Annotated in this window: 17 protein-coding genes; 8 read left to right on the top strand and 9 right to left on the bottom strand. The window is 65.1% G+C overall.

The window, feature by feature from the left end; all coding sequences use genetic code 11:
• Nucleotides 1–124 precede the first annotated feature (124 nt).
• Nucleotides 125–1,375, top strand: a complete 1,251-nt coding sequence (locus tag A3AS_RS0132105; protein WP_084674957.1) for a Spy/CpxP family protein refolding chaperone — start codon at nt 125–127, stop codon at nt 1,373–1,375.
• Here A3AS_RS0132105 and A3AS_RS0132100 read toward each other — a convergent pair whose 3' ends face one another.
• From A3AS_RS0132100 to A3AS_RS0132090, 3 genes are all read right to left on the bottom strand, one after another.
• Nucleotides 1,376–2,203, bottom strand: coding sequence for a hypothetical protein (locus A3AS_RS0132100; protein WP_245283333.1), 828 nt, complete (start codon nt 2,201–2,203; stop codon nt 1,376–1,378). It abuts the gene before it with no gap.
• Nucleotides 2,204–3,358: 1,155 nt separating this feature from the next.
• The gene (locus tag A3AS_RS0132095) at nt 3,359–5,806 is read right to left on the bottom strand and encodes an adenylate/guanylate cyclase domain-containing protein (protein ID WP_018321585.1); all 2,448 of its coding nucleotides are present in this window, start codon (nt 5,804–5,806) and stop codon (nt 3,359–3,361) included.
• A gap of 251 nt (nt 5,807–6,057) precedes the next feature.
• Entirely contained in the window at nt 6,058–8,124 is a 2,067-nt protein-coding gene (locus A3AS_RS0132090; RefSeq protein ID WP_018321584.1) for an AsmA family protein, read from the bottom strand.
• A gap of 245 nt (nt 8,125–8,369) precedes the next feature.
• On the opposite strand from A3AS_RS0132090, the gene A3AS_RS0132085 reads away from it, so the two are divergent.
• Nucleotides 8,370–9,044, top strand: a complete 675-nt coding sequence (locus A3AS_RS0132085) for a Crp/Fnr family transcriptional regulator (protein WP_018321583.1) — start codon at nt 8,370–8,372, stop codon at nt 9,042–9,044.
• A 146-nt stretch (nt 9,045–9,190) separates the two neighbouring features.
• On the opposite strand, the gene A3AS_RS0132080 is transcribed toward A3AS_RS0132085, so the two are convergent.
• From A3AS_RS0132080 to A3AS_RS0132065, 4 genes are all read right to left on the bottom strand, one after another.
• Entirely contained in the window at nt 9,191–12,325 is a 3,135-nt protein-coding gene (locus A3AS_RS0132080; RefSeq protein ID WP_018321582.1) for an efflux RND transporter permease subunit, read from the bottom strand.
• Nucleotides 12,325–13,254 carry an efflux RND transporter periplasmic adaptor subunit gene (locus tag A3AS_RS0132075; RefSeq protein WP_018321581.1) on the bottom strand — a complete coding sequence of 310 codons (930 nt, stop codon included), beginning with the start codon at nt 13,252–13,254 and terminating at the stop codon, nt 12,325–12,327. Before A3AS_RS0132075 ends, A3AS_RS0132080 begins: the two co-directional genes overlap by 1 nt.
• A gap of 158 nt (nt 13,255–13,412) precedes the next feature.
• Nucleotides 13,413–14,075 (bottom strand): OmpA family protein, encoded by a 663-nt coding sequence (locus tag A3AS_RS0132070; RefSeq protein WP_026202583.1) that lies wholly within the window; start codon nt 14,073–14,075, stop codon nt 13,413–13,415.
• Nucleotides 14,076–14,234: 159 nt separating this feature from the next.
• Nucleotides 14,235–15,776, bottom strand: coding sequence for a caspase family protein (locus A3AS_RS0132065; RefSeq protein ID WP_018321579.1), 1,542 nt, complete (start codon nt 15,774–15,776; stop codon nt 14,235–14,237).
• 38 nt (nt 15,777–15,814) lie between these two features.
• Here A3AS_RS0132065 and A3AS_RS47800 point away from each other — a divergent pair, with 38 nt between their 5' ends.
• Both A3AS_RS47800 and A3AS_RS0132055 read left to right on the top strand, forming a co-directional pair.
• Nucleotides 15,815–15,994 carry a hypothetical protein gene (locus A3AS_RS47800; protein ID WP_018321578.1) on the top strand — a complete coding sequence of 60 codons (180 nt, stop codon included), beginning with the start codon at nt 15,815–15,817 and terminating at the stop codon, nt 15,992–15,994.
• 152 nt (nt 15,995–16,146) lie between these two features.
• Nucleotides 16,147–16,953, top strand: coding sequence for an N-acyl homoserine lactonase family protein (locus tag A3AS_RS0132055; RefSeq protein ID WP_026202581.1), 807 nt, complete (start codon nt 16,147–16,149; stop codon nt 16,951–16,953).
• Nucleotides 16,954–17,253: 300 nt separating this feature from the next.
• Here A3AS_RS0132055 and A3AS_RS0132045 read toward each other — a convergent pair whose 3' ends face one another.
• A complete protein-coding gene (locus A3AS_RS0132045; RefSeq protein WP_018321575.1) occupies nt 17,254–17,973 on the bottom strand; it encodes a methyltransferase domain-containing protein in 720 nt (239 codons plus the stop codon).
• A gap of 90 nt (nt 17,974–18,063) precedes the next feature.
• Nucleotides 18,064–18,606 (bottom strand): MarR family winged helix-turn-helix transcriptional regulator, encoded by a 543-nt coding sequence (locus tag A3AS_RS0132040; protein WP_018321574.1) that lies wholly within the window; start codon nt 18,604–18,606, stop codon nt 18,064–18,066.
• Between the two features lie 110 nt (nt 18,607–18,716).
• On the opposite strand from A3AS_RS0132040, the gene A3AS_RS0132035 reads away from it, so the two are divergent.
• The 4 genes from A3AS_RS0132035 to hmgA are packed head-to-tail and all read left to right on the top strand — an operon-like array spanning nt 18,717 to nt 22,900.
• A complete protein-coding gene (locus A3AS_RS0132035; protein WP_018321573.1) occupies nt 18,717–20,333 on the top strand; it encodes an FAD-dependent oxidoreductase in 1,617 nt (538 codons plus the stop codon).
• 8 nt (nt 20,334–20,341) lie between these two features.
• Nucleotides 20,342–20,569 (top strand): DUF2783 domain-containing protein, encoded by a 228-nt coding sequence (locus tag A3AS_RS0132030; protein ID WP_018321572.1) that lies wholly within the window; start codon nt 20,342–20,344, stop codon nt 20,567–20,569.
• A gap of 25 nt (nt 20,570–20,594) precedes the next feature.
• Nucleotides 20,595–21,551 carry an MBL fold metallo-hydrolase gene (locus tag A3AS_RS0132025; protein ID WP_018321571.1) on the top strand — a complete coding sequence of 319 codons (957 nt, stop codon included), beginning with the start codon at nt 20,595–20,597 and terminating at the stop codon, nt 21,549–21,551.
• Between the two features lie 2 nt (nt 21,552–21,553).
• Nucleotides 21,554–22,900 (top strand): homogentisate 1,2-dioxygenase, encoded by a 1,347-nt coding sequence (gene hmgA, locus A3AS_RS0132020; protein WP_026202579.1) that lies wholly within the window; start codon nt 21,554–21,556, stop codon nt 22,898–22,900.
• Nucleotides 22,901–22,935: the final 35 nt, after the last annotated feature.

The raw sequence follows: 22,935 nt of genomic DNA, 5'->3' as shown, positions 1-22,935 counted from the left end.
CATTTGGTTCCCCGGCGCGTCATCTCGATGCGACGCAGTGCGCGCTTGGCTGGAGGAGGCCGAATTGGTCAGGTCAGCGGTCGTGTCAGGACGCGTGGGACTGGCGCTGGCGGGCGCCACCATCATGATTGCGGCCCTGCTGCTGCCCGGTAAGGCTGAAGCGCAGTTCGGATTGCGTGGCGGCCCGTTCGGTGTCGCCCGTTTCGCCGTCGGCCACATGATTGGCATGTCGCGGCTGCGCCATTCCCGTATGGCAGTGCGGGGCGGCCGCTACCGCTCCGCTGCCTTGAGATCGCAAGATCCGCGCGGTGCCGAGCGCGGCCAGCCAGCCAACCCTTACGTCCTGCGCGCGGCGCTCACGGCGCAGGCCGCGCTTTCAGGCTGGCAAGGCGGCCGCCGCCCGCAAGGCTGGTGGCGTCATCCCGATGGCAGCTACGGCTGGGTCGGCCCGGTGTTCTGGCCGTTCGCGCATGACGATCTCACCAATGCCGTGATCTTCGGCGATGCGACCAGCCTCTCGCTCTACGGCTATGGCGACATCTACGCTGCGATCTTTGCGCCCTACGCGGCCGCCGAGCTGGCCGCCTACACCGCGCCGCAGGGCAAACGCGCGCGCCGAATTCCGTCGGCGCAGAACGTTTGCGATGCCAGCGATCCCCCCGGCTTTCCGGTGGATCGCATCGCCGCCACCGTGCAGCCCAACGAATTGCAACGCACCGCGCTCGACGAGCTCGTAAATGCCTGGAGCGAAGCCCGCGACAGCATCCGTGCCGCCTGCCCATCGCAAGTGCCCGCGACCGCGGCGGAGCGCCTCGGCCTGATGCGCGAGCGGCTCGAGGCCATGATCAAGGCAACTGATGCGATCGCGCCGCCGCTGGCGAAGTTCACTGGCCTCCTCGATGACGATCAGAAGGCCCGGCTCAACGCTCTCGGCAATGAGCGCCGTGCCGCGCTCGCGGCCATGCAGCGCAAAGATACGAGCAAGGATACGAGCAAGGATGCGCAGGCCTCAAACGCCTGCGACCCCGACAGCGATCCGCGCTATGACGAGAAGCTGCAGCGGCAGTACGAGCAGCTCGTGCAGCAGCAATGGCCCGCAGGCGACATTGCCACCACGCTCCGCCTCGACGAGACCGCCCGCGCCCGCTTCGAGGTGCTGCAGGACACCACGCTGCGCACGATGCAGACGCTGAGCGCCTGCCCGGCGGAAGCCGCTGCGACTCCGCAGGCGCGCCTCACCGCCGCAAAGGCGCGGCTGGAGACGATGCTGCAAGCCGTGAACGGCGTCACCGATGCGCTCGACGATTTCGAGGCCGACTTGAGCGACGAGCAGAAGGCCGGCTTCGAGGCGATCGGGCCGAAGCGGGGGGCGTGATCAGTCGCACGCCCAGTCGAACTTCATGTCTTTGAAGTCGAGCTGCGCGTTGCCACTGCCGAAATTGTAGCCGCCGAAATATTCCTCGAACTCAATGTAGAACGGGCTCATCTCCGGCACCGCCTGGCACGGCCGCATGGTGCCGCCGAGATGGTTGCGGGCGTGGTCCTTGCACCAATCGTGCAGGCGGTAATTGTCGGCGGTCGGGACGCCGCCCTCAAAGTAATAATAGGACTGATAGCCGGTCGGCGGGTCGCGCGGAATGTGCGGGTCCTGCGGGGCCTTGCCGGCGTTGGGATCATCAGCGCGCGGCGTCAAGGCGATCGCGAGGTTCGCGGCCAGTTCGGCACGCGGCGGGCCGGCGAACATCTTCTGCGCGAACGGCGCGGCGGTCTCGAAGAAGGCGCTGGCGCCGCCGACATCGAGCCAGCGCGGCCGGTCGGCCGTCGCCAGCGCAAGCGGCGCGGGCGGTGTCGCGAACGGGCCGTCATATTCCGCCCTCGTCAGCAGCAGCGCAGCATATTCGTAGTCGAGGATGTCGGTCATCCGCGACAGCCGGGGATGCGCCGGCAGCTCCTGCACCGCCTCGCGGATTTCAGGATCGTCGGGCGCGCCGCCGTCATTGTGATCGGGCGCGGTGGCAAAGAACGACACTGCGACGATGTCCTCGCCATGGACGCGATAATCCGCCGGCAGCAGTAGCGTGAAGCCGTGCATCAGCGGATAACCGGTGACGGGATCGAGCGGCCATTGCTCGCTGCTGATGCCCGGCGGCAGGCCAAAGACCCAGCCGTGGTCACGCGCGCGATCGGCGGGACGGTCCAGCATCTGCAGATCATAAGCACGCGAAGGCAAGGCAAGCGCCACAGGTGGTCTCCATTGGAATTGCTCGCCGTTAAGGCGAGGGTTAGTCGCGGGGAGGAGGGATATGGTTCGGGGGAAGGGGATTGTCGGCACCGCCGTCGCCTCACGCTCCGCTGTCGTCCCGGCGAACGCCGGGACCCATAAGCACAGGGAGAAGTTTGGCGAAGATGAGGTATTCGGTACGTCGACCTCACGCAACCGATAGATCACGCGGTGGGTCCCGGCGTTCGCCGGGACGACCCCGGGGAGTCCACTGTCCCCCGCGCCTGACATCGAGCGGATCGACGCCGCAAGTCACCGGGTTTGCTGTAAAGCTTTGCAGGCGGGCCCGAGTACGGCGTGTTGGGTGGTGTTCCCAGTCTCTCATAACCCATTGATCCGACAACCCCCGTCTACTGTGCATGGGGTTGTTTGCTCGGTATCCGAATTTGTCATTCGAATAATCCAAAATTCGCTTTACTAGAAAAACGAAACACCCTATGCTCCTCCCAACTCATCCCATGGTAAGGGACGGATCGCGATCGTCAGGGTTCGTGGGGTGAGGGGCGGTGGACGCGGGTGGCGTTGGCGCCAAATGCGGTCGCAGGGCGGGGTATCCCCGTGAGCGATCAGCGGGCGCGTGTACGACGGTGCTTGCCTCGCGTACGGCAAAATCGTGTGGTCGTGACGCCCGAATATCCGGCGTCAAGTCTTGCAGCGGTGCGCTGGTCCGACCGGACCTGCGCATCCCTTGAAAGCTGCAAGACAACGGTGGCAAAGGGATCGACTCACCGGCGAGAGCGCGACATAAGCCGTTTCAACCACTGCGCAGGGAAGGCCGGGCATTCGGCCGCACCTGTTTCTCCCCTGTGAGCGAATACCACGCACTCTTGCACAGGGGTCTTGCGGGTGCCAGCCGGTGCCCGGTCTTCCCTGCGCCCTTCCATTTCGAAGGGTGGCTAGACCAAGCAAAACCCGGGCGCAATGTGCCGCGGGATCGATCGTGAAATGCTGTCGGTGAGCGATACAATGGCCTGTAGCCCGGATGGAGCGAAGCGCAATCCGGGACTGCCGTCGCTTGTGGCACGACCCCGGATTTCGCTTCGCTCCATCCGGGCTACACCAGCGCCAACGCCAGCTTTACCCCCTTCGCCGCACCGCCGAGGCGTCCACCACGTTCTCGACTTCCTCGCGCCAGTTCAAGATCTCCATCGCCAGCACGGGGTGATTGAAGCCTTTGAGCTGGAGATCGTCGAGGGCGCGCGCTTCGACCCAGGGCTCGACGATGCCGTAGACGCGGCGGCTTACCACGATCTGGTTGGGCTTGGCTTCGCCGCAGAGGCGCGAGGCGAGGTTGGTGACGCTGCCGATCGCGGCATATTCCAGCCGCTGCTCGAAGCCGACCTGGCCGAGCGTGGCATAGCCGACCGCGATGCCGATGCCGAAGCCGAGGCTGTGCCCGCGGTTGCGCCAGCGCTCGGTCAGCGGGCCGATGGTGTCGCGCATCTCCACCGCCATCTTCACGGCGCGCTTGGTGTGGTCCTCGAACTGGATCGGCGCGTTGAACAGGATCATCACGCCGTCGCCGGCATATTTGTCGAGCGTGCCTTCATATTTGAAGATCAGCTTGCCGAGCGCGGCGTGATATTCGCGCAGTACGTTCATCGCCTCTTCCGGCTCGGTCGCTTCCGTGAACGCGGTGAAGCCGCGCAGATCGCAGAACACCACGGTCACTTCGCGGCGCTGGCTGGTGAGCAGTCCTTCCGGGCTGTCGGAGGAGGCGATCAGCTGCGCCACCTGCGGCGCCAGGAAACGCTCGAGCTTGCGGATGCGCTCGATCTCGCCGAGCTGGGTCTTGACGCGCTCCTCGAGCGACTTGTTCCAGTTCTTCAATTGCTCGGTCTGCTCGCGCAGCTTATCGGCCTGGGCGCGCACGGTCTCGTTGGCCGTCTCCAGGGCGTGGCTCTTGTGGTCGACCTCGGTGAACAGCCGCGCATTGCGCATCGCCAGCACGGCCTGGTTGGCGAAGGTGCGCATCAGGCCGATGATGCTGGCGGCGAACTCGCCGTTCGCGCGGCGCAGCACCACCAGCGAGCCGAGCGTGCCCTGCTGGTCGACCAGCGGCACCACCAGCACCGAGTGGAAGCCGGCCGCGATGGCGACCTCGCGCAGCGGCTGCTCGGCGGCGGCGCCAAGCTCGGCGATCGCGATCGGCTCGCCGCTTTCGGCGGCATCGCTCAGGATGTTCTGGCCTTCGTCGATGGTGACATGGGCGCCGTCGGCGGATTTGTCGATACCGTTGGCCTCGACCAGGTTGAAGCGCCGCGTCTCGGCATCGAAGCCGTAGATCAGCACCGCATCGGCATGGGTGATCTCGATCGCGCGCGCGGCGATCGTCGGCAGCACGGCGTTGAGATCGAGCGAGGAGGCGACGGCGCGGCCGACCTCCTCCAGCACCTTCAGCTCGTTGATCGACTGCGCCAGATCGCGCGTGCGCTCCTCGACCTTGGTCTCCAGGTCCGAATAGGTCTCCTGGATCTGGCCGGCCATGCGGTTGAACTGACCGGCAAGATCTTCCAGCTCGTCCGAGGTGCGCACTTCGATGCGGTGATTGAAATCGCCCTCGCCGAGCCTGTAGGCGCCGTCGCGCAGCGCCGTGATCGGAATGATCATGCGGCGGGCGAGCAGCGTGCCGGCAAGGATCGCGACCATGAGGCCCATGCCGATCAAGAGCGCGATGCGCACCAGCTGGTCGCGTATCGGCGTCAGGGCCTGCGTGGTCGGCTGCTCGAACAGCACGCTCCAGCCGAGTTTCGGCACCGTGCTCGCCGCGCTCATCACCGCATGGCCGTTGAAGTCGGTGCCCGAACTGTCGCCCTCATGGCCAGGCGCGATCGCGGCCGCCACCTGCGGCAGCTTCGACAAATCCTTGCCGACATCGGGCCCCTTCGACGACGTCGCCAGCACGCGGCCGCGGGGATCGACGACATAGGCAAAGGCGGCCTTGCCGACCTGCGCGTCGGACAGGAAATCGGAGAGAAAGCTGAGGTCGATCTCTGCCACGGTGACGCCGGCATTGAAGCCGGAATGCGCCACCGAGATCGACATGAACGGCGTCCGGTCGGCGAACCAGGCCGGCGCATAGCTGACGCCGCGGGCGACGGTGTCGGTGAAGCGCATGTCGCGGGAGAGGTCGGCATTGCTGCCGGTGGTGGTCGACTGGCGCGAGACGCGCAGCACCTCGCGGCCCTCGCCGTTGAGCTGGAACAGCTGGTTGACGACCGAGACCTGGTGCAGCAGCGATGCGTAGTCGGCACGGCGCTTTTCGAGGGTGTCCTGGCTCGCCCGCGTCACCCAGCTGATCTGGCGATCGAGCTCGGAGATCGACTGCTCGATCCGCCGGGCGGCGGCTTGCGCCTTGTCCTCCAGCCCGTCGGTCAGCTGGGTCTTGGTGGCGCGGTAGGAGATCCAGGTCTCCATCGCGCCGTTGACGGCGAGCACGAACACGACGAGGCCGACGAGGGAGACGACGTATTTAGCGAACAGGCCCTCGCGCAGAAACCGTGTCTTGTCGTTCGCTCCTGCCATCCCGATCCTCTCGCGCCGCCATCGACGCCGGCGCTCACGGGCCATGCAGGCCCTTCCCGGCCGTTCTATCACAATTTGGGCCAAAGGACCGCCGCGCCGGCCGGGGACCGGCCGGCGTGGTTACTCCCTGTGGACGCGGGGGCCGGCGAAAGGCCGGTGAGTTGCCGCAGCCTCATCCGTTCGGAGGAAGCCGGTGGCGGGGAAGCTGATGTAAGGGGATTGCCGTGGAGCTAAGCCCGCCAATCCGCCAATCACCGGTTAAAGAGTTGCCGCAGCACGTCGTTCATTGGCTGACTGTCCTGCTGCGCGACCGGCGGGTCCTCAAGGGCCGGAGCCGCGGGCGAGGCCTGCGGCGCGGGCGTGGAGGGCGTTGCCGGCAGGCTCCGGCTGCGGCCACTGCCCGGCGCGGCGCCGGTGCTGCTTCCGGCGCCGCTGGAAAGTCCCTGCTGAATCAAATTGCCGATCGCCTCCCCCAGCGGACCGCCGAGCAGATTGTTCTGGCCCGGCTGCTGGGCTTGCGGATTGGCGTTGCCGGCCGCATTGCCGCCGGGCGCAGGCGTGCCGCCGAGACCAAGGCTGCCCAGAATGTTGCCGAGCCCGGCGCCATCAGGGCCGAACAGGCCCTTGCCCATCTCGCGCAGCTTGGCATAGGCGGCGTCGGGATTGTCCAGCATGCCGGCCATGTCGGGGTAGATCTTGGGCTGCGACCAGCTGCCCTGGATCATCACGGGAATGCCGAAGCCAACGGGCTCATTGGCGCGGCCCTGACCTTCGGTCGTCATCACCAGCTTCGGCTCGACGCGAAAACCCATCATCTTGGTGTCGAGGGCGATGGTGCCCGCGCCGGTGACGCGCACCAGCGGCCCGATCAGGTTGAGATCGGTTGTCACCGCCTGGCCCTTGTCGATGCGGAACGAGGCCGAAAGCTGCGACAGGTCGGTGCTTTGCTCCTGGCCGGCATTCTGGTTGTCCTGCCAGCCGGACAGCGTGCCCGATGTCAGCGAACGGATCATCTGCGCGACATTGATGCCGCGGATGGCGCCGTCCTGGAAATTGACGAAGGCCGTGCCCTGCATGTTCGCCATCAGCGCGCGCTGGCTGGCGCCCGCGCTGCGAAGAGCGAGCTTGGCCTGCAGCTTGCCATCGATGCGGTCGAATTCGGCGAGGCCCTGAAGCAGCGGCAGCGCGCGCACGCCGACGAGATCGGAATGCATGGCAAAGCTCGGCGCGCCGGTGGTTGCATCGAGGATCACCTCGCCAGCGACCTGGCCGCCATAGGCGCCGAGATTGGCGGTCCCCGCCTTCAGCACGCCGCCGGCGAGCTTCGCATCGAGCGCCAGAGGTGCGATGCGGGCATCACCGATCACGGCTTCGTTCGCGGAGATCCGCACTTGCGCATCGACATAATTGAGCCCGGAGACGTCGATCGGCGCATTGCTCCAGGGCTGCCCGGCGGCGCCCTCCGGCGATTTCGCCAGCGGAATCGCCAGCCGCTGGAAGTCGAGGTCGAGCTTGACCAGCGGCTTACTGGCAATGTCGACCGAAGCCCAGCCGTTGAATGTGCCATCGCCGAGCCGGCCATTCACGCCGTTGATCATCACGACGTCGCCGTTCATTCGCATCTCGGCATGACCGTTGAGCTGAGACTTCAACACGTCGGGCATGTCGATGGCGAAATCCACCGGGATCGTCGGCCGGTCGGCCGGCGGCGCCGGCGTGGTCGCCTTGATGTCGAACTTGGTCGGGTGGTCGCCGACGCGCGCGGTGCCGGTGATGTTGACCTTGCGGTCGCGGCCGATGGTCGCGTCGGCGTTGATGGCACTGATGCGGCCCTCGACGCGGTCGCGCACGCGCGAGAATGCGACTTCGCCGTCGGTGATCTTGACGCGGTCGATGGTCGCGCCATCCGCGTCGAGCGCGAGTGGCGGCTTCGACGAGCCTCCCGCATTCGGCAGGCGCTCCCGCAGCAGCGGCTGGTAAAGCACCGGATGGGTGACGATCAGCTCGCGGATCTCAGGGCGGCCCGACCACACGCTGGAGAGCGACATGTCGGCCTGCACGCTGTCGATCGTCAGGCGCGTGATGCCGCTGCGATCCCGGGGATCGGCAAGCGAGAGGTCGTTCAGGGTGACGTTCAGCGTCGGCCACAGGCTGATCTTGGTGGTGCCGTCGATCGACAGACGATAGCCGGTCGCGCTCTCGACGCGCGAGGCGATCGTCGACGTCAGGAAGCCCGAGGGGATTCCGACCACCAGCAGGAGTGCGATCACGATGATGACGGCGGCCAATGCCGCGCCGGCGAATTTTACTGCTCTCATCTCGACTTTCCACTGACGGACAATCGGCGTCGAATCCCGCCGGTTATCCATCCTTCGCGGCCGAGTTTATCCCCGGACGGGAAGCGGCTCCAAGCGCGTAAAAATAGTCAGGGGGTGCTGCAAAGTTATGTGACTTATGACACACTTCCCCGGCGCGGTTTTACGCGATCCTGATGGTGATGGTTTCAAGCGATTTGCCAAGCGTCTGACAAGATGACTGACCAGGACTTCACAAGGACATTGAAATGAGCAAGCAGGCCGAATTTGCGGTCATTTTGAAGATGAACGCGATGTTCGCGGATCTCGGTGCAGACGAGCTCCAGCGGCTGTCCAATCTCTGTCACACCCAGCATCTGGGGAACGGCGAGGTGCTGTTCCAGAAGGGCGATCCTGGCAACGCGCTGTTCGGCGTGCGCCGCGGCCAGGTCCGCATCGAGACAGGTGCCTCCGACGGCAGCCGGCTCACGCTCAATTTCATGGGCCCCGGCGACCTGTTCGGCGAAGTCGCGGTGCTGGACGGCCAGAATCGGACCGCGGATGCGACCGCTGGCGAGGCCAGCGAATTGTTCGTGCTGCGGCGCGAAGATTTTCTCAGCTTCCTCGAACGCGAGCCGAAGGTCGCGATCAAGATCATCGCATTGCTGTGCCAGCGCATCCGCTGGCAGAGCGAGCGCATGGAGGAATCCATGCTGCAGCCGCTGCCGGTGCGCCTCGCACGGCGGCTCTGCGCGCTGGCCGCCGATTTCGGTTCCGAGGTGCACATCTCGCAGGAGCAGCTCGGCGTCTTCGTCGGCGCCGCCCGCGAGAGCGTCAACCGCCAGCTGCAGGCCTGGCGCAAGGAAGCGATCCTCGATCTTCAGCGTGGCCGCATCCTGCTGCGGAACATGACCAAGCTGACCGCGATCGCCCGGAACGAGTAGGGCGCAGCCGAACGTAGCCTACGAATGCAGGGCTTGCCGGTGCAGACAGCAGGATCGAGCGTGATCCGCGTGAAAGCTATTGGGGTAACATAGCGCCTTGAAGGCGCCCTGCGTTAACGCGCCCCTCCGGCCACTCGCCTGGAATTTCACTCCGCAGCACGGTGGGCGACGTCTTTCGGTGCCGGCGCCGCGCCGTGATGACTGTCCGTCTCGGCGTCCTCGCTGTGCACGATCAGCCGCTTGGCGAAGCGCCAGATCAGGGCGCCAAAATCGTCCATCACCATGAACATCGCGGGCACGAACACCAGCGACAGGATGGTGGAGAAGATCAGGCCGCCGATCACCGCGAGCGCCATCGGCGAGCGGAACTCGCCGCCGGCGCCGACCGCGAGTGCGCTCGGCATCATGCCCGCGGCCATCGCGATCGTGGTCATCACGATCGGACGGGCGCGCTTCATGCCGGCGTCGATCATCGCCTCTTCGCGCGGCTTGCCGGCGTGAATGGCTTCGATCGCGAATTCCACCAGCATGATCGCGTTCTTGGTGACGATGCCCATCAGCATCAGAATGCCGATCCACACCGGCGTGGTCAGCTGCTTGCCGGTGAGGAGCAGGGCCGCGATGGCGCCGCCGATCGAGAGCGGCAGCGAGAACAGGATGGTGATCGGCTGCAGGAAGGTGCCGAACAGCAGCACCAGCACGGCGTAGACCATCATCAGGCCCGCCGTGATAGCGGTGGCGAAGCCGTCGGACAGCTCGTTGAGGCTTTCAGCGTCGCCGGAGGGAGAGACCTTCACGCCCTTCGGCCGGCTCTTCATCACCGGCAGATCGTAGATCTTCTTGGTGGCGTCGCCGAGTGCGGCGGAGCCGACGAGGTCGGCGGCGACCGTCGCCTGCCGTTCGCGATCGTAGCGGTTGATGCTGGTCGGACCCTGGTCGAGCTTGACGTCGGCGATGACCGAGAGCGGCACGCCGCCCTTCTCGCCGTGCTCGCCGAGCGGCACGCGCAACTGTTCCAGCGTCTTCAGATTGCCGCGCGCGGCATCCTCGAGCTGCACGCGGATCGGCACCAGACGGTCGCCGACGTCGAACTTGGCGAGCGCGGGTCCGACGTCGCCGATGGTGGCGACGCGGATGGTCTGCGACAGGCTTTCAGTCGAGACGCCGAGCCGCGCCGCGAGATCGGCGCGCGGTTCGACGCGCAGCTCGGGCCGCTCCAGCGTGGTTTCCGAGATCACGTTGGAGATGGTCGGAATCCGCTTCATCTGCGTCGCGAGCTCGCTCGCGAAATTGTTCACGATGTTGGCGTCGACACCGGTCACGACCAGCGAGATGGCGCGCAGACCGTTCTCGTCGAGGAACCAGAAGCGGATGTCTGGGATGTTCTCCAGCTCCTGGCTGATCGAGAATTCGAGCTCGCGCTGGGTGATGTCGCGGGCATCCTTGGGCGTGTAGTTGATGATCAGTGCGGCGCGCCGGACTTCCTGGGTGCCCGGCGGGACGCGCCCGCCGTCGACGAAGATGCTCTTCACCTCGGGCCGCTTGCGCAGCCGCGCGACGATGTCCTCGGTGACCTTTTCGGTATAGGCAAGCTGGGTGCCCGGCGGCAGCTCGAGGGCCAGCAGTGAGCGCGAACTATCCTGCGCCGGCAGAAAACCCTGCGGCAACAGTGTAATGCTCCAGATCGAGGCGGCGAAGATGCCGAAGCCGACCAGCACCGTGATGAAATAGTGTTTTACCGACCAGGCCACGATCCGGTGATAGGCCCGCAGCACGCGGCCGGGCGGCGGTTCTTCGTGAGTGCCGGGCTTGAGGAAGTAGGCGGCGAGCACCGGCGTGACGAAGCGCGCGGCGAGCAGCGAGAAGAACACCTGCACCGAGACGGTGATGCCGAACTGCTTGAAGAACTGTCCGGCGATGCCCGACATGAAGCTCGCCGGTGCGAAGATCGCGATGATGGTGAGCGAGATCGCGATCACCGCGAGGCCGATCTCGTCGGCGGCTTCGAGGGCGGCACGATAGGGCGACTTGCCCATGTTCATGTGCCTGACGATGTTCTCGATCTCGACGATGGCGTCGTCGACCAGAATACCCGTCGATAGCGTAATGGCGAGGAAGCTGACGAGGTTCAGCGAGAAGCCGAGCAGGTCCATCGCCCAGAACGCCGGGAAGATCGACAAGGGCAGCGAGATCGCGGCGATGATGGTGGCGCGCAGGTCGCGCAGGAACAAGAGCACGATGACGACGGCGAGGATGGCGCCTTCGAACAGGGTCGAGATCGCCGCGTGGTAATTGCCGTTGGTATATTCGACCGAGGTGTCGATCACCTTCAGGTCGACGTCGGGATAGGCGGCCTTGAGTACGTCGATGCGCTTCTGCACGGCCTCGGCCACCTTGACGTCGCTGGCGCCCTTGGAGCGCTTGATACCGAGCGCGACGATCGGCTCGCCGTTGAAGCGTGCGAAGGTGCGGCGGTCCGCGATGGTGTCGGTGACGGTGCCGAGGTCGTCGAGCCGGACCTCGCCGCCGCCGAACAGCGGGATCATGGTGCCGGCGAGATCGCTCAGCGTCTTGGCGCCGGCGAGCGTGCGGATCGCCTGGTCGTTCTTGCCGATCTCGGCGCGGCCGCCGGCGACGTCGACATTGGTGCCGCGCAGGCTCTGGCTGACATTGACCGCGGTCAGCCCCATCGCCTGCAAACGGTCGGGATCGAGCGAGACCAGAATTTCGCGCTCGACACCGCCGATGCGCTCGACCTGGGCGACGCCGCGCACGCCTTGCAGTGCGCGCTTGACCACGTCGTCGACGAAGTAGGAGAGCTGCTCCGGCGTCTTGCCGGGCGAGATCGCGGCATAGGTGACGATCGGCAGGCCGATGACGTCGACGCGCTGGATCAGCGGCTCGGTGACGTTCTGCGGCAGGTTCGAGCGCACACGCGTCACCGCGTCCTTGACGTCGTTGAGCGCGCGGTCGGTGTTGGTCTCCAGCGCGAACTGGATGGTGGTGACCGACACACCGTCGGTGATCTGTGAGGTGATGTGCCGCACGCCCTCGACGCCGGAGACGGCGTCTTCGACCGTCTTGGTCACCTGCGATTCGAGCTCGGCGGGCGCCGCGCCGAACTGCGACACCACGACCGAGATCACGGGAATATCGGCCGAAGGCAGCCGCGTCACCGCGAGCTTGGTGAAAGACACCCAGCCGAGGATCAGAAGAATGATCGAGAAGACGACCGACGGCAGCGGATTCCGGATCGACCAAGCCGAGATATTGAGAGCCATCAGCGTACCCGCGTGCGATCGAGTTCATCGGCGAACATGGTCTTGATCTGGTCGCCGTCATGGAGCGAAGAGCCGGCGTCGGCCACGACGATTTCGCCGACGTCGAGGCCCTCCAGAATTTCCGTCGCGTTGTCGGACGAGAGCCCGACCCGCACCTTGCGCGTCTCGATGATGTTGCCCTTGACGACCTGAATGGTGAGATGGTCGATCGCGGTCTTGGGGATCGAGACGCCGCAGCTTCGCTTGGCGTCGATCGAGGCGCGGGCGAACACGCCGACCTTCAGCGACGGATTGTTGGTGACGCTGATGCGGACGCGGCCGAGCTGCGTGGCGCGGTCGATCTCGGGCGCAACCAGCCGGACCCGGCCGATCAGATCAGGCGCGTCATCGCGGCTGATGCGCACGGTGGCGCCGGAGTTGAGCTTGGGCATGTGCACCGCCGGAACCTGAGCATCGAGCTCGATCTCGTTGTTCACGGCGATGCGGAACATCGGGCCGGCCTGCGGGGAAGCGGGCGCGCCGACGATGGTGCGGACCTCGGTGATGAGGCCCGGCGCAGGAGATTTCAGCGAGATCGGGCCTTGCGGACCGGGTCTCTGCGGCTGGCCCGGGATCTGCGGCGGCGCGGTCAGGCGCGCCAGCTCCTGGTTGTCGGCAACGACGGTGCCCTCGGTGACGAAGAGATCGGTGACCTTGGATCCCTCCTGGTCGGCGATGACCACGGCCTCGCGGCGCGGCACGAAGAAGCCGGTCACCCGTACAAGGTCGGAGAAGCAGGCATTGGTCGACTTCGTCACGATGACGAGCGCCTCGCTCTGCGTCTCCTTCGGCTCGGCGCGCTTGCGATGCTCGAATAGGTAATAGCCGACGCCGAGCGCGACGACGAACATCACGGTTCCGGCAGGCTTGAGATATTCGGAGAGGTTCATCGCCGGATCATCCTGGCCTGGCTCACGGCCATCCGCGCGAGGCCCATCGAGAGCATTTCCCTGAAACAAAGCGGCGTCCCGCAAGGCTGCGGGACGCGCTCTGGAAGCGAGACTTTACACCACATCACGACTTGTCACTTCAGAGGATTTTGTCGTGCTCACTTCGATGCGGTGGTCTTGTTTTCCATGTTGACGACCTGCACGCGGCGGTTGGCCTCGGCCATCGGCTGGCTCGGATTTTTCAGCTTGCTCTTGCCATAGCCGACGGTGACGAGGTCGGTGGCGGAGATGCTGTACTTGTCGACGAGGTAGCGCTTGATCGCATCCGCGCGGCGTTCCGACAGGTCCTGGTTGTAGGTTTCGCCCCCGGCGGCATCGGTGTGGCCGGCCACCACGAAGGTGGAGCCCTTCAGGTCGGGACTGGTCAGCGCGCGACCGAGCGCCTGCACGGATGGCATCGACTTGGCGCTGATATTGGCGGAGTTGTAGTCGAACGTGATTTCGAGATCGATGTTCGGCTTGTCCTTGGCGACCGATGCGATTTCCTCGCGCTCGGTCGAGGACAGCGAACGCGTCGAGCGGCCGCGCACCGACTGGATCAGCTTGCTCTCGGCGGCGTTCGGCGCGGGATCGGCCTGGGGGGCGAGCGAGAGGCCGCGGGTCAGGGGCTTCTTGGCCGGCGGCGCCAGCGCGCGGACGATGTCGTCCTCGGTGACGTTCTTGCTGTTGCCGTCATCGCCGGCGAAGGCCGGCAGCGACAGCGCAGCGCCAAGAGTGATGATGGACAGAATCGCGGTAAGTCCCTTTGCAGCCGATTTCATAGCCAGTCCCTCCTGCGCAGCGAGCTCGCGCGGTTCGAAAATTCCTGCCAAAGTTCCTGCAATGAGCCCCCCGGGGAAGGCTGCCTGCGGCATCCGTTCGTTAGTCTTCCCTGGGCCACCAGGGGTTCGAGGCGCCGCCTGCCTCAATTCAAAAAAATACTAGCGCACTCCGTAGCTTGCGAACTCCTGAACGATGTTCGGATCCATCGCTTTGGCATTGGCGATATCAAGCGCGCCTTCCTGGGCGGAGCCATTGCGCTGCTTGGCGAGGCCGCGCCCATAAAGCGAGGAGGTCAGACGCGGGTTGATCCTCAGGGCCGCATCGAAATCGGCGATGGCATTCTTGACCGCGCCCGATTTGAGGTTGACGAGCCCGCGGCTGTCCAGCGCGTCGACGAAGTTGGGCCGCAGCCGCAACGCCTCGTTGCAATCCTTCAGCGCGCCCTGGAGGTCGCCGACCACGGTGCGGGTCCAGCAGCGGTTGTTCAGCGCCTCGACATCCTTGGTGTTGATCCGGAGCGTGTCGTCGAAATCCTTGATGGCGAGGTTGTAGGCGCCCTTGCTGGCATAGACCTGGCCGCGCCGGTACAGCGCGTTCACGTCATCAGGATTGGCGGCGATCTTGGAGGTCAGGCTCTTGATCGTGGGATCGTCGGCCAGCGCGGCGGCGCTCGGCCCGCTGTCGGTGCTCGGTGCCGGAGCGGGATCAATCGGTTTGACCGGCGGTGGCGGCGGGGGCAGGGCGGCCTCGACCTGCGGCTTCGGCGTGGGGGCCGGCGCAGGCGCAGGAGGTGGAGAAGCAGGCGCGGGTGCCGCCGCGGTGTCGGCCGGCTTCGGCGGCGGAGGCGGTGTCGGCGCCGCGGGCGGTGACGGCGGCGGGTTGTTGGCGACCACCGGCGGCGGCGCGGGAGGCGCGGGCGGCGCGCTAGGCGCCGGACGCGATCCGCCGGCTCCCGGGCTGAACGAGAAATCTTCGGCCAATGAAGAGGATATCCAAGGCACCTGCTCGCCGCGCGAAGCCCGGGTGACTCCCATCTTGGTCCGGTTCAGCGTCTCCTCGGCCATCAGGTCGGGGACCCGGATTTCCTTCAGGAGCTCCTGGACGAACAGGCTGTGCTCGCCGCCGGCGTCGGAGACCACCGAGGCCAGCGCCGCCGAATACATCACCAGCGTTCCGTTCGGCGCGATCACCGGGGTCAGGCCGGCCGAGAAGCTGCGGAACCGGCGCTCGAACGGATTGCGCCTGCTAGCGTCGACCAGCGCGATCTTGACGCCGGCGCCGCGGGTGTTGAGCTCGCCGAGGACGGTCTCGAGGCTGAAACCGTCGCGGCGCACGTCGGATTCGGTCCAGATCTGCGCATCGATCGGCAGCATGTAGCTCTGGCGCGCCGACTGGATGCCGAAGCCGCTGAAGAACACCAGCGCCACCGATCCCGGCTTGATCTTGCCGTAGAGCTTGTCGAAGGCGCGGCGCATGCCGTCGCCGGTCAGATTCTCGCCGATCTCGACCGAAAAGCCGTCGCGCTTGAGCTCGTCGGCGACGTCACGGGCATCGTTGATCGGTTCCTTCAGCGGGGCATCCGCATCCGGATATTTGGCGTTGCCGATGACCAGCGCAAAGCGGTCACCGGCCGCAAGCGATGGGGCAGTCGGGACGAGCGAGACGAGCAAGGGCAGAAGAAAAAAGAAGCGAATTTTCATAATCAGCGCGGTCCAGCCAAAAAGGCGCCGTTCCCAGCTTGCGCCGCGGCGACCTTAACTTACGCTTCCTGCATTATCAAACCGGGGACGGGGCTGCTTGGAGATTCGGCGTTATCGCGACGATTGACCGCAACGCCTGGGTGCGCCGCAGGGAGGATAAACAGGCTGTCATGTTTGTGCTCGACGTGATCCGGCTCGATCTTACCGGCGGACGTTAGGGACTCCATGGCGACGAAAATGTGATTGGTCTCACATTGAAAGGCCTGCCGCCGTGATGCGGCGCGGCGTTTGACCTTTGCAGCGGAGAATGGCTTGGTGCGCAGGATCGTGCCGAAGATCCACTCAGAAAAGCAAAGCAAAAGCAAAAACCATGGGAAACGCCTACGAGATTTACGCCCTGCGCTATGCGACGATGTCGCCGCGCACCCCCAGCATGAACTTCCTTCAGCCCGATCCGCATGACAGCGCGGCGCAGGACCTCGACTATTTCGTCTGGCTGATCCGCGGGGGCGGCCGCGACATCCTGGTCGACACCGGCTTCAATGCCGAGGAGGCGAGCGCGCGGGCGCGCAAGCTGACGCTCAATCCGGTCGATGCGCTGGAGCGCTTTGGCGTCGCGGCGTCAAGCATTCGCGACGTCATCGTGACGCATCTGCATTACGACCACGCCGGCAATCTCGATCGCTTCCAGAATGCGCGCTTCCACCTCCAGGAGCGCGAGATGGCCTACGCGACCGGGCGCTGCATGTGCAACGGACTGCTGCGACATCCGTTCTCGGTCGAGCACGTCACGCAGATGGTGCGCCACGTCTATGGCGAGCGCGTCACCTTCTATTCCGGCGATGGCGAGGTCGCGCCCGGCGTCACCGTGCATCGCGTCGGCGGCCATTCGGACGGCCTGCAGGTAGTCAGGGTCGAGACCGCGCGCGGGCAGGTGGTGCTGGCATCCGATGCCGCGCATTACTACGCCAATCTGCAGCGCAAGAGCCCGTTCCCGATTGTCTACAATGTCGGCGACATGGCGGTGGGTTGGGAGACGATCGAGCGTCTCTCCGGCCATCCTGACAGGTTCATTCCCGGCCATGATCCGATCGTGACGGAAATTTATCCGCGCGCCAGCGACAAGGTCGACGCCTGGGCGCTGCATCTGCCGCCGACAAGGTCGTTTGCGAAGTGAGGGCGAAGCCGTCATTTCCGGGGCGCGCGAAGCGCGAACTATGGTGCGCAGTTGCGCACTTGAGAATCGCGCGCCACAATCTCTGGATTCCGGGTTCGCCGCTTTCGGCGCCCCGGAATGACAGCGTCGGCTAATACGCCTGCTTGGCGTCGGCCTCTTTGCTGGTCTGGATCAGATCGAGACTCGCTTCGCTCTCGCCGAGCCGGATCGCGAGCGCCGGGTTTGAGTCTCGATCGGCAATTCCGGTCTGACCTTTTCTTCGGACGTGTGCGGTCTCCGGGACGGGCGGCAGATATGGTTTCAACGAGTGCCGGCAGGATCCACACAAGCAACGATATCGCGGGGAGATTTTCGAGCCGCTAGCTCCGGGGGAGAGAATATCGCCAGGTATCCTCCGTCCCCTGCGAGCTTATATGTGGCGACCTCGCGATAGCCGACGGCAGTTAATTCGCAGCGCAAGAGCGCAATTGGCGTGCCGTGCTTCGACGTCGGAAGCTCAAGATCAACAATTCCCACCCGCGCACCCTGCTTCAAGGCGGGCGCGAGATTGTAGAGGAAGGCATAGGGTTGGGCTATCTCGTGATACATATGCGCAAGGATTGCGGCGTCCAGCGAGGAAGCGGGCAGACGCGGGTCGTGGGGTTCGCCGAGCGCGAATTGCACGTTCGTCAACTTCAGAAGATTTGTTCGCCTGGCGAGTTCGACGAGGTAATCCCGCGTGACGTCCTGGGCAACGACAGAGCCGGCGGGTCCGACGAGGTGCGAGAGCCTGACCGTGTAGTAGCCACTGCCTGCTCCAATGTCACCGACTGTCATACCTGGTTTCAGTTCAAGAACGCGTGCGATTTGACCGGCCTCATTGAGGGCGTCGCGGCGCTCGTCGGCGGAGCGGCGCGGGCTGACGATTCGAGCGATCGGGCGCTGCGGTGAGGGAAACTTGTTTGCAGCGACTCCGGGGGGAGCCAGATAACCCATGTCAACGGCGTATGCACGAGTTGCGATAAGCGCCATAAGGAGCATCGCTATATTCGCCACTGCCGTCACGGGCCTACCAAGCTTTCTCAACCGGACTCCCAAAAGCCGACGTCTGCGCCTCCATGAGTAGGCGTCCTAATACGCCTCTTTCGCGTCGGCCTCTTCGCTGGTCTGGATCAGATCGAGATTCGCTTCGATTTTGCCGAGCAGCACCGAGAGCTGCTTGCGCTCCTGCGCGGAGAGGCAGGCGAGGATTTCGTCTTCCCGCCGCAGCAGCTGCGGGAACAGCTCTTCGTAGAGCGCGCGGCCCTTCTTCGTCAGTTGCAGGCGGAATTCGCGGCGGTCGGCTTCGTTCTCGACCCGCTCGATCAGATCCTCGTTGAGCAGCGCAGTCACCGCGCGGCTGATGGTGGATTTGTGCGTGCGGGTGCATTGCGCGATGTATTGCGCGCTACAGGCATCGTTGCGGAACCCGAGCGTGGCGATCACGCGCCAGGCCGGAATGTCGAGACCGTGCCGCTCCTGGTATTCGACCGCGAGCGCGGAACTGACTTCCGCTGCGAGCCGGTTGAGGCGGAACGGCACGAACTTGAACAGGTCGAGCCGTGCCTTTGGTCGCACGGAGGCCTCGTCGGCTTCGCGTGCCTTCAGTGCGATGTCGCTGGATGTCCTCGCCAAGGAGCGCGCTCCGAATTCCAGTTGACGGCCGGCCGGCTCCGGTCCAAAATAGTTGCACGTGAGACTATCTAGCAGATCAGGCCTCTCCTGACCAGAGCCGAGGTTCGAGTATGGCGCAGGCCACGACCTATCAGGCCAAAGCCCAGTTCGGCTATCGCCGCCATGCCGATCAGGACCGCGCCGGCCAAGGCCCGGCCGAGCATCCGGTCGTGGTTGTCGGCGCCGGCCCGGTCGGGCTGTCGCTCGCGATCGACCTTGCCCAGCGCGGCCAGCGCGTCGTCCTTCTGGATGATGCCGACCGCATCGGCGAGGGCTCGCGCGCGATCTGCTTCTCGAAGCGGTCGCTGGAATATTGGGACCGGCTCGGCGTCGGCGACCGCATGGTCGCCAAGGGCGTGGTGTGGAGCGTCGGCCGGATCTTCCACGGAGAGTCTCTGCTCTACCAGTTCAACCTCCTGCCCGAGGACGGCCACAAGCGGCCCGCCTTCATCAATCTCCAGCAATACTACGCCGAAGCCTATCTGGTCGATCGTATCAGCGATCTGCCTGAGATCGACCTGCGCTGGCGCAACAAGGCGACGGCGCTGGAGCAGCGCAATGATTCCGTCGCATTGACGATCGAAACCCCGGAGGGCGCCTACCGTTTGCATGCGCAATATGTGATCGCCTGCGACGGCGCCCGCTCCTCGCTGCGGCAGATGGTCGGCGCCGAGTTTGCGGGGCAAGTGTTCGAGGACCAGTTCCTGATCGCCGATGTCAAGATGACCGCGGAATTCCCGACCGAACGCTGGTTCTGGTTCGATCCGCCGTTCCACGCCGGCCGCTCCGCCTTGCTGCACCGGCAACCCGACGACGTCTGGCGTATCGACCTCCAGCTCAATCGCTACGCCGATCCGGTGGTCGAGAAGAAGCCGGAGAACGTGCGGCCGCGGATCGCGCGCATGCTCGGCCACGACAAGTTCGAGTTCGAGTGGATCTCGCTGTACAAATTCCAGTGCCGGCGGATGGACCGGTTCATCCATGGCCGCGTGATTTTTGCCGGCGATTCCGCGCATCAGGTCTCGCCGTTCGGTGCCCGCGGCGCCAATTCCGGGCTCGAGGACGCGGAAAATCTGTCCTGGAAGCTCGATCGCGTGCTGCGCGGCACCTCGCCCGCAAGCCTGCTCGAGAGCTATCATGCCGAGCGCAGCCTGGCGGCCGACGAGAACATTCGCGAATCCACCCGCTCGACCGATTTCATGGCGCCGAACTCGCATCAGGAAGCGCGGCTGCGCAAGGCGGTGCTGTCGCTGGCCAAGGAGACCGAGTTCGGCAAGCGCATGGTCAATGGCGGGCGCCTGTCGGTGCCGTGCAGCTACGACTCTCCGTTGTCGTCGCCGGATGCAGATGCGTGGGGCGGCGGACCGTCGCCAGGGTGCTCCATGCTCGATGCGCCAATTGCCGAGCAGGCCTATCTGACAGACGCCTTCCGCAAGGGTGGAACGGACTTCACCCTGCTCTCGTTCAACAATGGCGCGGCCATTGATGTGCCCGATGGCCTCAAGAATGTTCGCATCGGTGGCGAGGGCGGACTTGCCGATCCCTCGGGCCTCGTCGCAAAGCGCTACGACGCCGCGCCTGATACAGCCTATCTGCTGAGGCCCGATGGCTATGTCGCCGCGCGCTTCCGCCATCCGACGCGCGCCGCGATCGCGGCGGCGTTGTCGCAGGCTCAAGGGCTCAATTGAGGTTTCGCATGCCGTTGTCAACCAGCTCCAACTTTGCGCGGCCGGACGATGCCTTTCGCGCCATCGTCGAAGCGCATCGCGGGTTCACCGAGGAGCAAAGCGCTGATTTCGACGCGGCTCTGGTGCTGATCCTCGCCAACCATATCGGCGACATCGGTGTGCTGCGCGAGGCGATCGAGCTTGCCAAGCGCCGCATGATCGACGGCCAGCAGCAACAACAACAGCAACAACAATAACCCAAAAGACTCAAAGGACGAATTGATGGCGAAGAACTTCGCATCCACCGGTGACCTCTCGGAAAAGAAAATCACCTTCTCCGAGATTGGGACCGATCTCTATGCCTTCACCGCCGAGGGCGATCCGAACACCGCCGTGATCGTCGGCGACGACGGCTGCCTGGTGTTCGACGCGCAGGCGACGCCGGCGATGGCCAACAAGGTGATCGAGCGCGTCCGCACTGTGACCGACAAGCCGATCAAATATGTGGTGCTGTCGCACTATCACGCCGTGCGCGTGTTAGGGGCCTCCGCCTACAAGGCGCAAGGCATCGTTGCCTCGCAGGAGACCTATCGGCTGATCGAGGAGCGCGGCAAGCAGGATTGGGATTCCGAGTACGGCCGCTTCCCGCGACTGTTCCAGGACGCCTCGAGCATCCCCGGCCTGACCTGGCCGACGCTCACGTTCGAAGGCGAGATGTCGATTTATCTGGGCAAGCGCGAAGTGCGGCTGATGCAGCTCGGGGCCGGCCACACCTCCGGTGACATCGTCGCCTGGGTGCCTGATGCCGAAGTGATGTTCTCCGGCGATCTCATCGAATATCACTCGGCCTGCTATTGCGGCGATGCGCATTTGCGCGAATGGCCGATGACGCTGAACGAGATCCGCAACTTCAATCCCAAGGCGATCGCGCCGGGCCGCGGCGATGCGCTCAACGGCACCGCCACGGTGCGCGAAGCCATCGCGATGACGCGCGATTTCGTCACCTCGCTCTATGGCGCGGCCGAAATCTCGGTGGCCAAGGGTCGCACGCTGAAGGAATCGATGGCGGCGACCCGCGAGGTGATGGATCCGAAATTCCACAGCTTCGCCATCTACGAGCACTGCCTGCCGTTCAACGTGTCGCGTGCCTATGACGAGGCGTCGGGGATCGACGATCCCGTGATCTGGACCGACAAGCGCGACCAGGACATGTGGGCAGCCCTGCAAGGAGGAGGATAGTGATGAACATCAACACCTCGCCCGATCAGATCATCCGAAGCTCGGCCCAGGTGACGCCGGGCTACATGTCCGGCTTCGGCAACAGCTTCGAGACCGAAGCGCTACCGGGCGCGCTGCCGATCGGGCGCAACTCGCCGCAGCGCTGCGCCTACGGGCTCTACGCGGAGCAGCTCTCCGGCTCGCCCTTCACCGCGCCGCGCGGCACCAATGAGCGCTCCTGGCTCTATCGCATCCGCCCCTCGGTGAAGCATTCCGGCCGCTTCGAGAAAGCCGATGCCGGCCTGTGGCGTTCGGCGCCGTGCCATGAATACGATCTGCCGATCGCGCAGATGCGCTGGGACCCGACGCCGCTTCCGAAGGACGAGGTGACCTTCGTTCAGGGCGTGCAGACCATGACGACGGCGGGCGACGTGAACACGCAGGCCGGCATGGCCGCGCATGTCTACCTCATCACCAAATCGATGGTGGACCAGCATTTCTACAATGCCGACGGCGAGCTGATGTTCGTGCTTCAGCAGGGCAATCTTCGCCTCGTCACCGAGTTCGGCCGCATCGACGCCGAGCCCGGCGAGATCGTGGTGATCCCGCGCGGCGTCAAGTTCCGCGTCGAGATTCCGAACGGGCCGGCGCGCGGCTATCTCTGCGAGAACTACGGCGGTGCGTTCACGCTGCCGGAGCGCGGGCCGATCGGCGCCAATTGCCTTGCCAACGCCCGCGACTTCCTCACCCCCGTCGCGCATTACGAGGACAAGGACACGCCGACCGAGCTCTACGTGAAATGGGGCGGCTCGCTGTTCAAGACCACTCTGCCGCATTCGCCGATCGACGTCGTCGCCTGGCACGGCAATTACGCGCCCTACAAATACGATCTGCGCACCTTCTCGCCGGTCGGCGCAATCGGCTTCGATCATCCCGATCCCTCGATCTTCACGGTTCTCACTTCGCCGTCGGAGACGGCGGGCACCGCGAATATCGACTTCGTGATCTTCCCCGAGCGCTGGATGGTCGCCGACAACACCTTCCGGCCGCCCTGGTACCACATGAACATCATGAGCGAGTTCATGGGCCTGATCTACGGCGTCTACGATGCCAAGCCGCAAGGCTTCGTCCCCGGCGGCATCTCCTTGCACAATTGCATGCTGCCGCACGGCCCCGATCGCGACGCCTTCGAGCATGCCAGCAACGGCGAATTGAAGCCGGTGAAGCTGACGGGGACGATGGCCTTCATGTTCGAGACCCGCTACCCGCAGCGCGTCACCGCCCACGCCGCGAACGCGTCCACGCTGCAGGACGACTACGCGGATTGCTGGAAGGGGCTCGAGAAGCGGTTCGATCCGAACAAGCCGTAGTCTCTCTTACCCTCCCCTGGAGGGGGAGGGTCGTT

The sequence above is a fragment of the Bradyrhizobium sp. WSM2793 genome, assembly GCF_000379585.1.
Lineage (GTDB): Bacteria > Pseudomonadota > Alphaproteobacteria > Rhizobiales > Xanthobacteraceae > Bradyrhizobium.
Note: the sequence above shows the minus strand (reverse complement) of the source record. Positions and strands in the feature narration are given on the sequence as shown.

Coding starts and splice junctions, on each gene's coding strand:
- A3AS_RS0132025 (WP_018321571.1), top strand. CDS start 20,595: ATGGCGAAGAACTTCGCATCCACCGGTGACCTCTCGGAAAAGAAAATC.
- A3AS_RS0132045 (WP_018321575.1), bottom strand. CDS start 17,973: ATGCTCCTTATGGCGCTTATCGCAACTCGTGCATACGCCGTTGACATG.
- A3AS_RS0132100 (WP_245283333.1), bottom strand. CDS start 2,203: ATGCTGGACCGTCCCGCCGATCGCGCGCGTGACCACGGCTGGGTCTTT.
- A3AS_RS0132075 (WP_018321581.1), bottom strand. CDS start 13,254: ATGAACCTCTCCGAATATCTCAAGCCTGCCGGAACCGTGATGTTCGTC.
- A3AS_RS0132095 (WP_018321585.1), bottom strand. CDS start 5,806: ATGGCAGGAGCGAACGACAAGACACGGTTTCTGCGCGAGGGCCTGTTC.
- A3AS_RS0132105 (WP_084674957.1), top strand. CDS start 125: ATGATTGCGGCCCTGCTGCTGCCCGGTAAGGCTGAAGCGCAGTTCGGA.
- A3AS_RS0132070 (WP_026202583.1), bottom strand. CDS start 14,075: ATGAAATCGGCTGCAAAGGGACTTACCGCGATTCTGTCCATCATCACT.
- A3AS_RS0132080 (WP_018321582.1), bottom strand. CDS start 12,325: ATGGCTCTCAATATCTCGGCTTGGTCGATCCGGAATCCGCTGCCGTCG.
- hmgA (WP_026202579.1), top strand. CDS start 21,554: ATGAACATCAACACCTCGCCCGATCAGATCATCCGAAGCTCGGCCCAG.
- A3AS_RS0132030 (WP_018321572.1), top strand. CDS start 20,342: ATGCCGTTGTCAACCAGCTCCAACTTTGCGCGGCCGGACGATGCCTTT.
- A3AS_RS0132035 (WP_018321573.1), top strand. CDS start 18,717: ATGGCGCAGGCCACGACCTATCAGGCCAAAGCCCAGTTCGGCTATCGC.
- A3AS_RS0132090 (WP_018321584.1), bottom strand. CDS start 8,124: ATGAGAGCAGTAAAATTCGCCGGCGCGGCATTGGCCGCCGTCATCATC.
- A3AS_RS0132055 (WP_026202581.1), top strand. CDS start 16,147: ATGGGAAACGCCTACGAGATTTACGCCCTGCGCTATGCGACGATGTCG.
- A3AS_RS0132085 (WP_018321583.1), top strand. CDS start 8,370: ATGAGCAAGCAGGCCGAATTTGCGGTCATTTTGAAGATGAACGCGATG.
- A3AS_RS0132065 (WP_018321579.1), bottom strand. CDS start 15,776: ATGAAAATTCGCTTCTTTTTTCTTCTGCCCTTGCTCGTCTCGCTCGTC.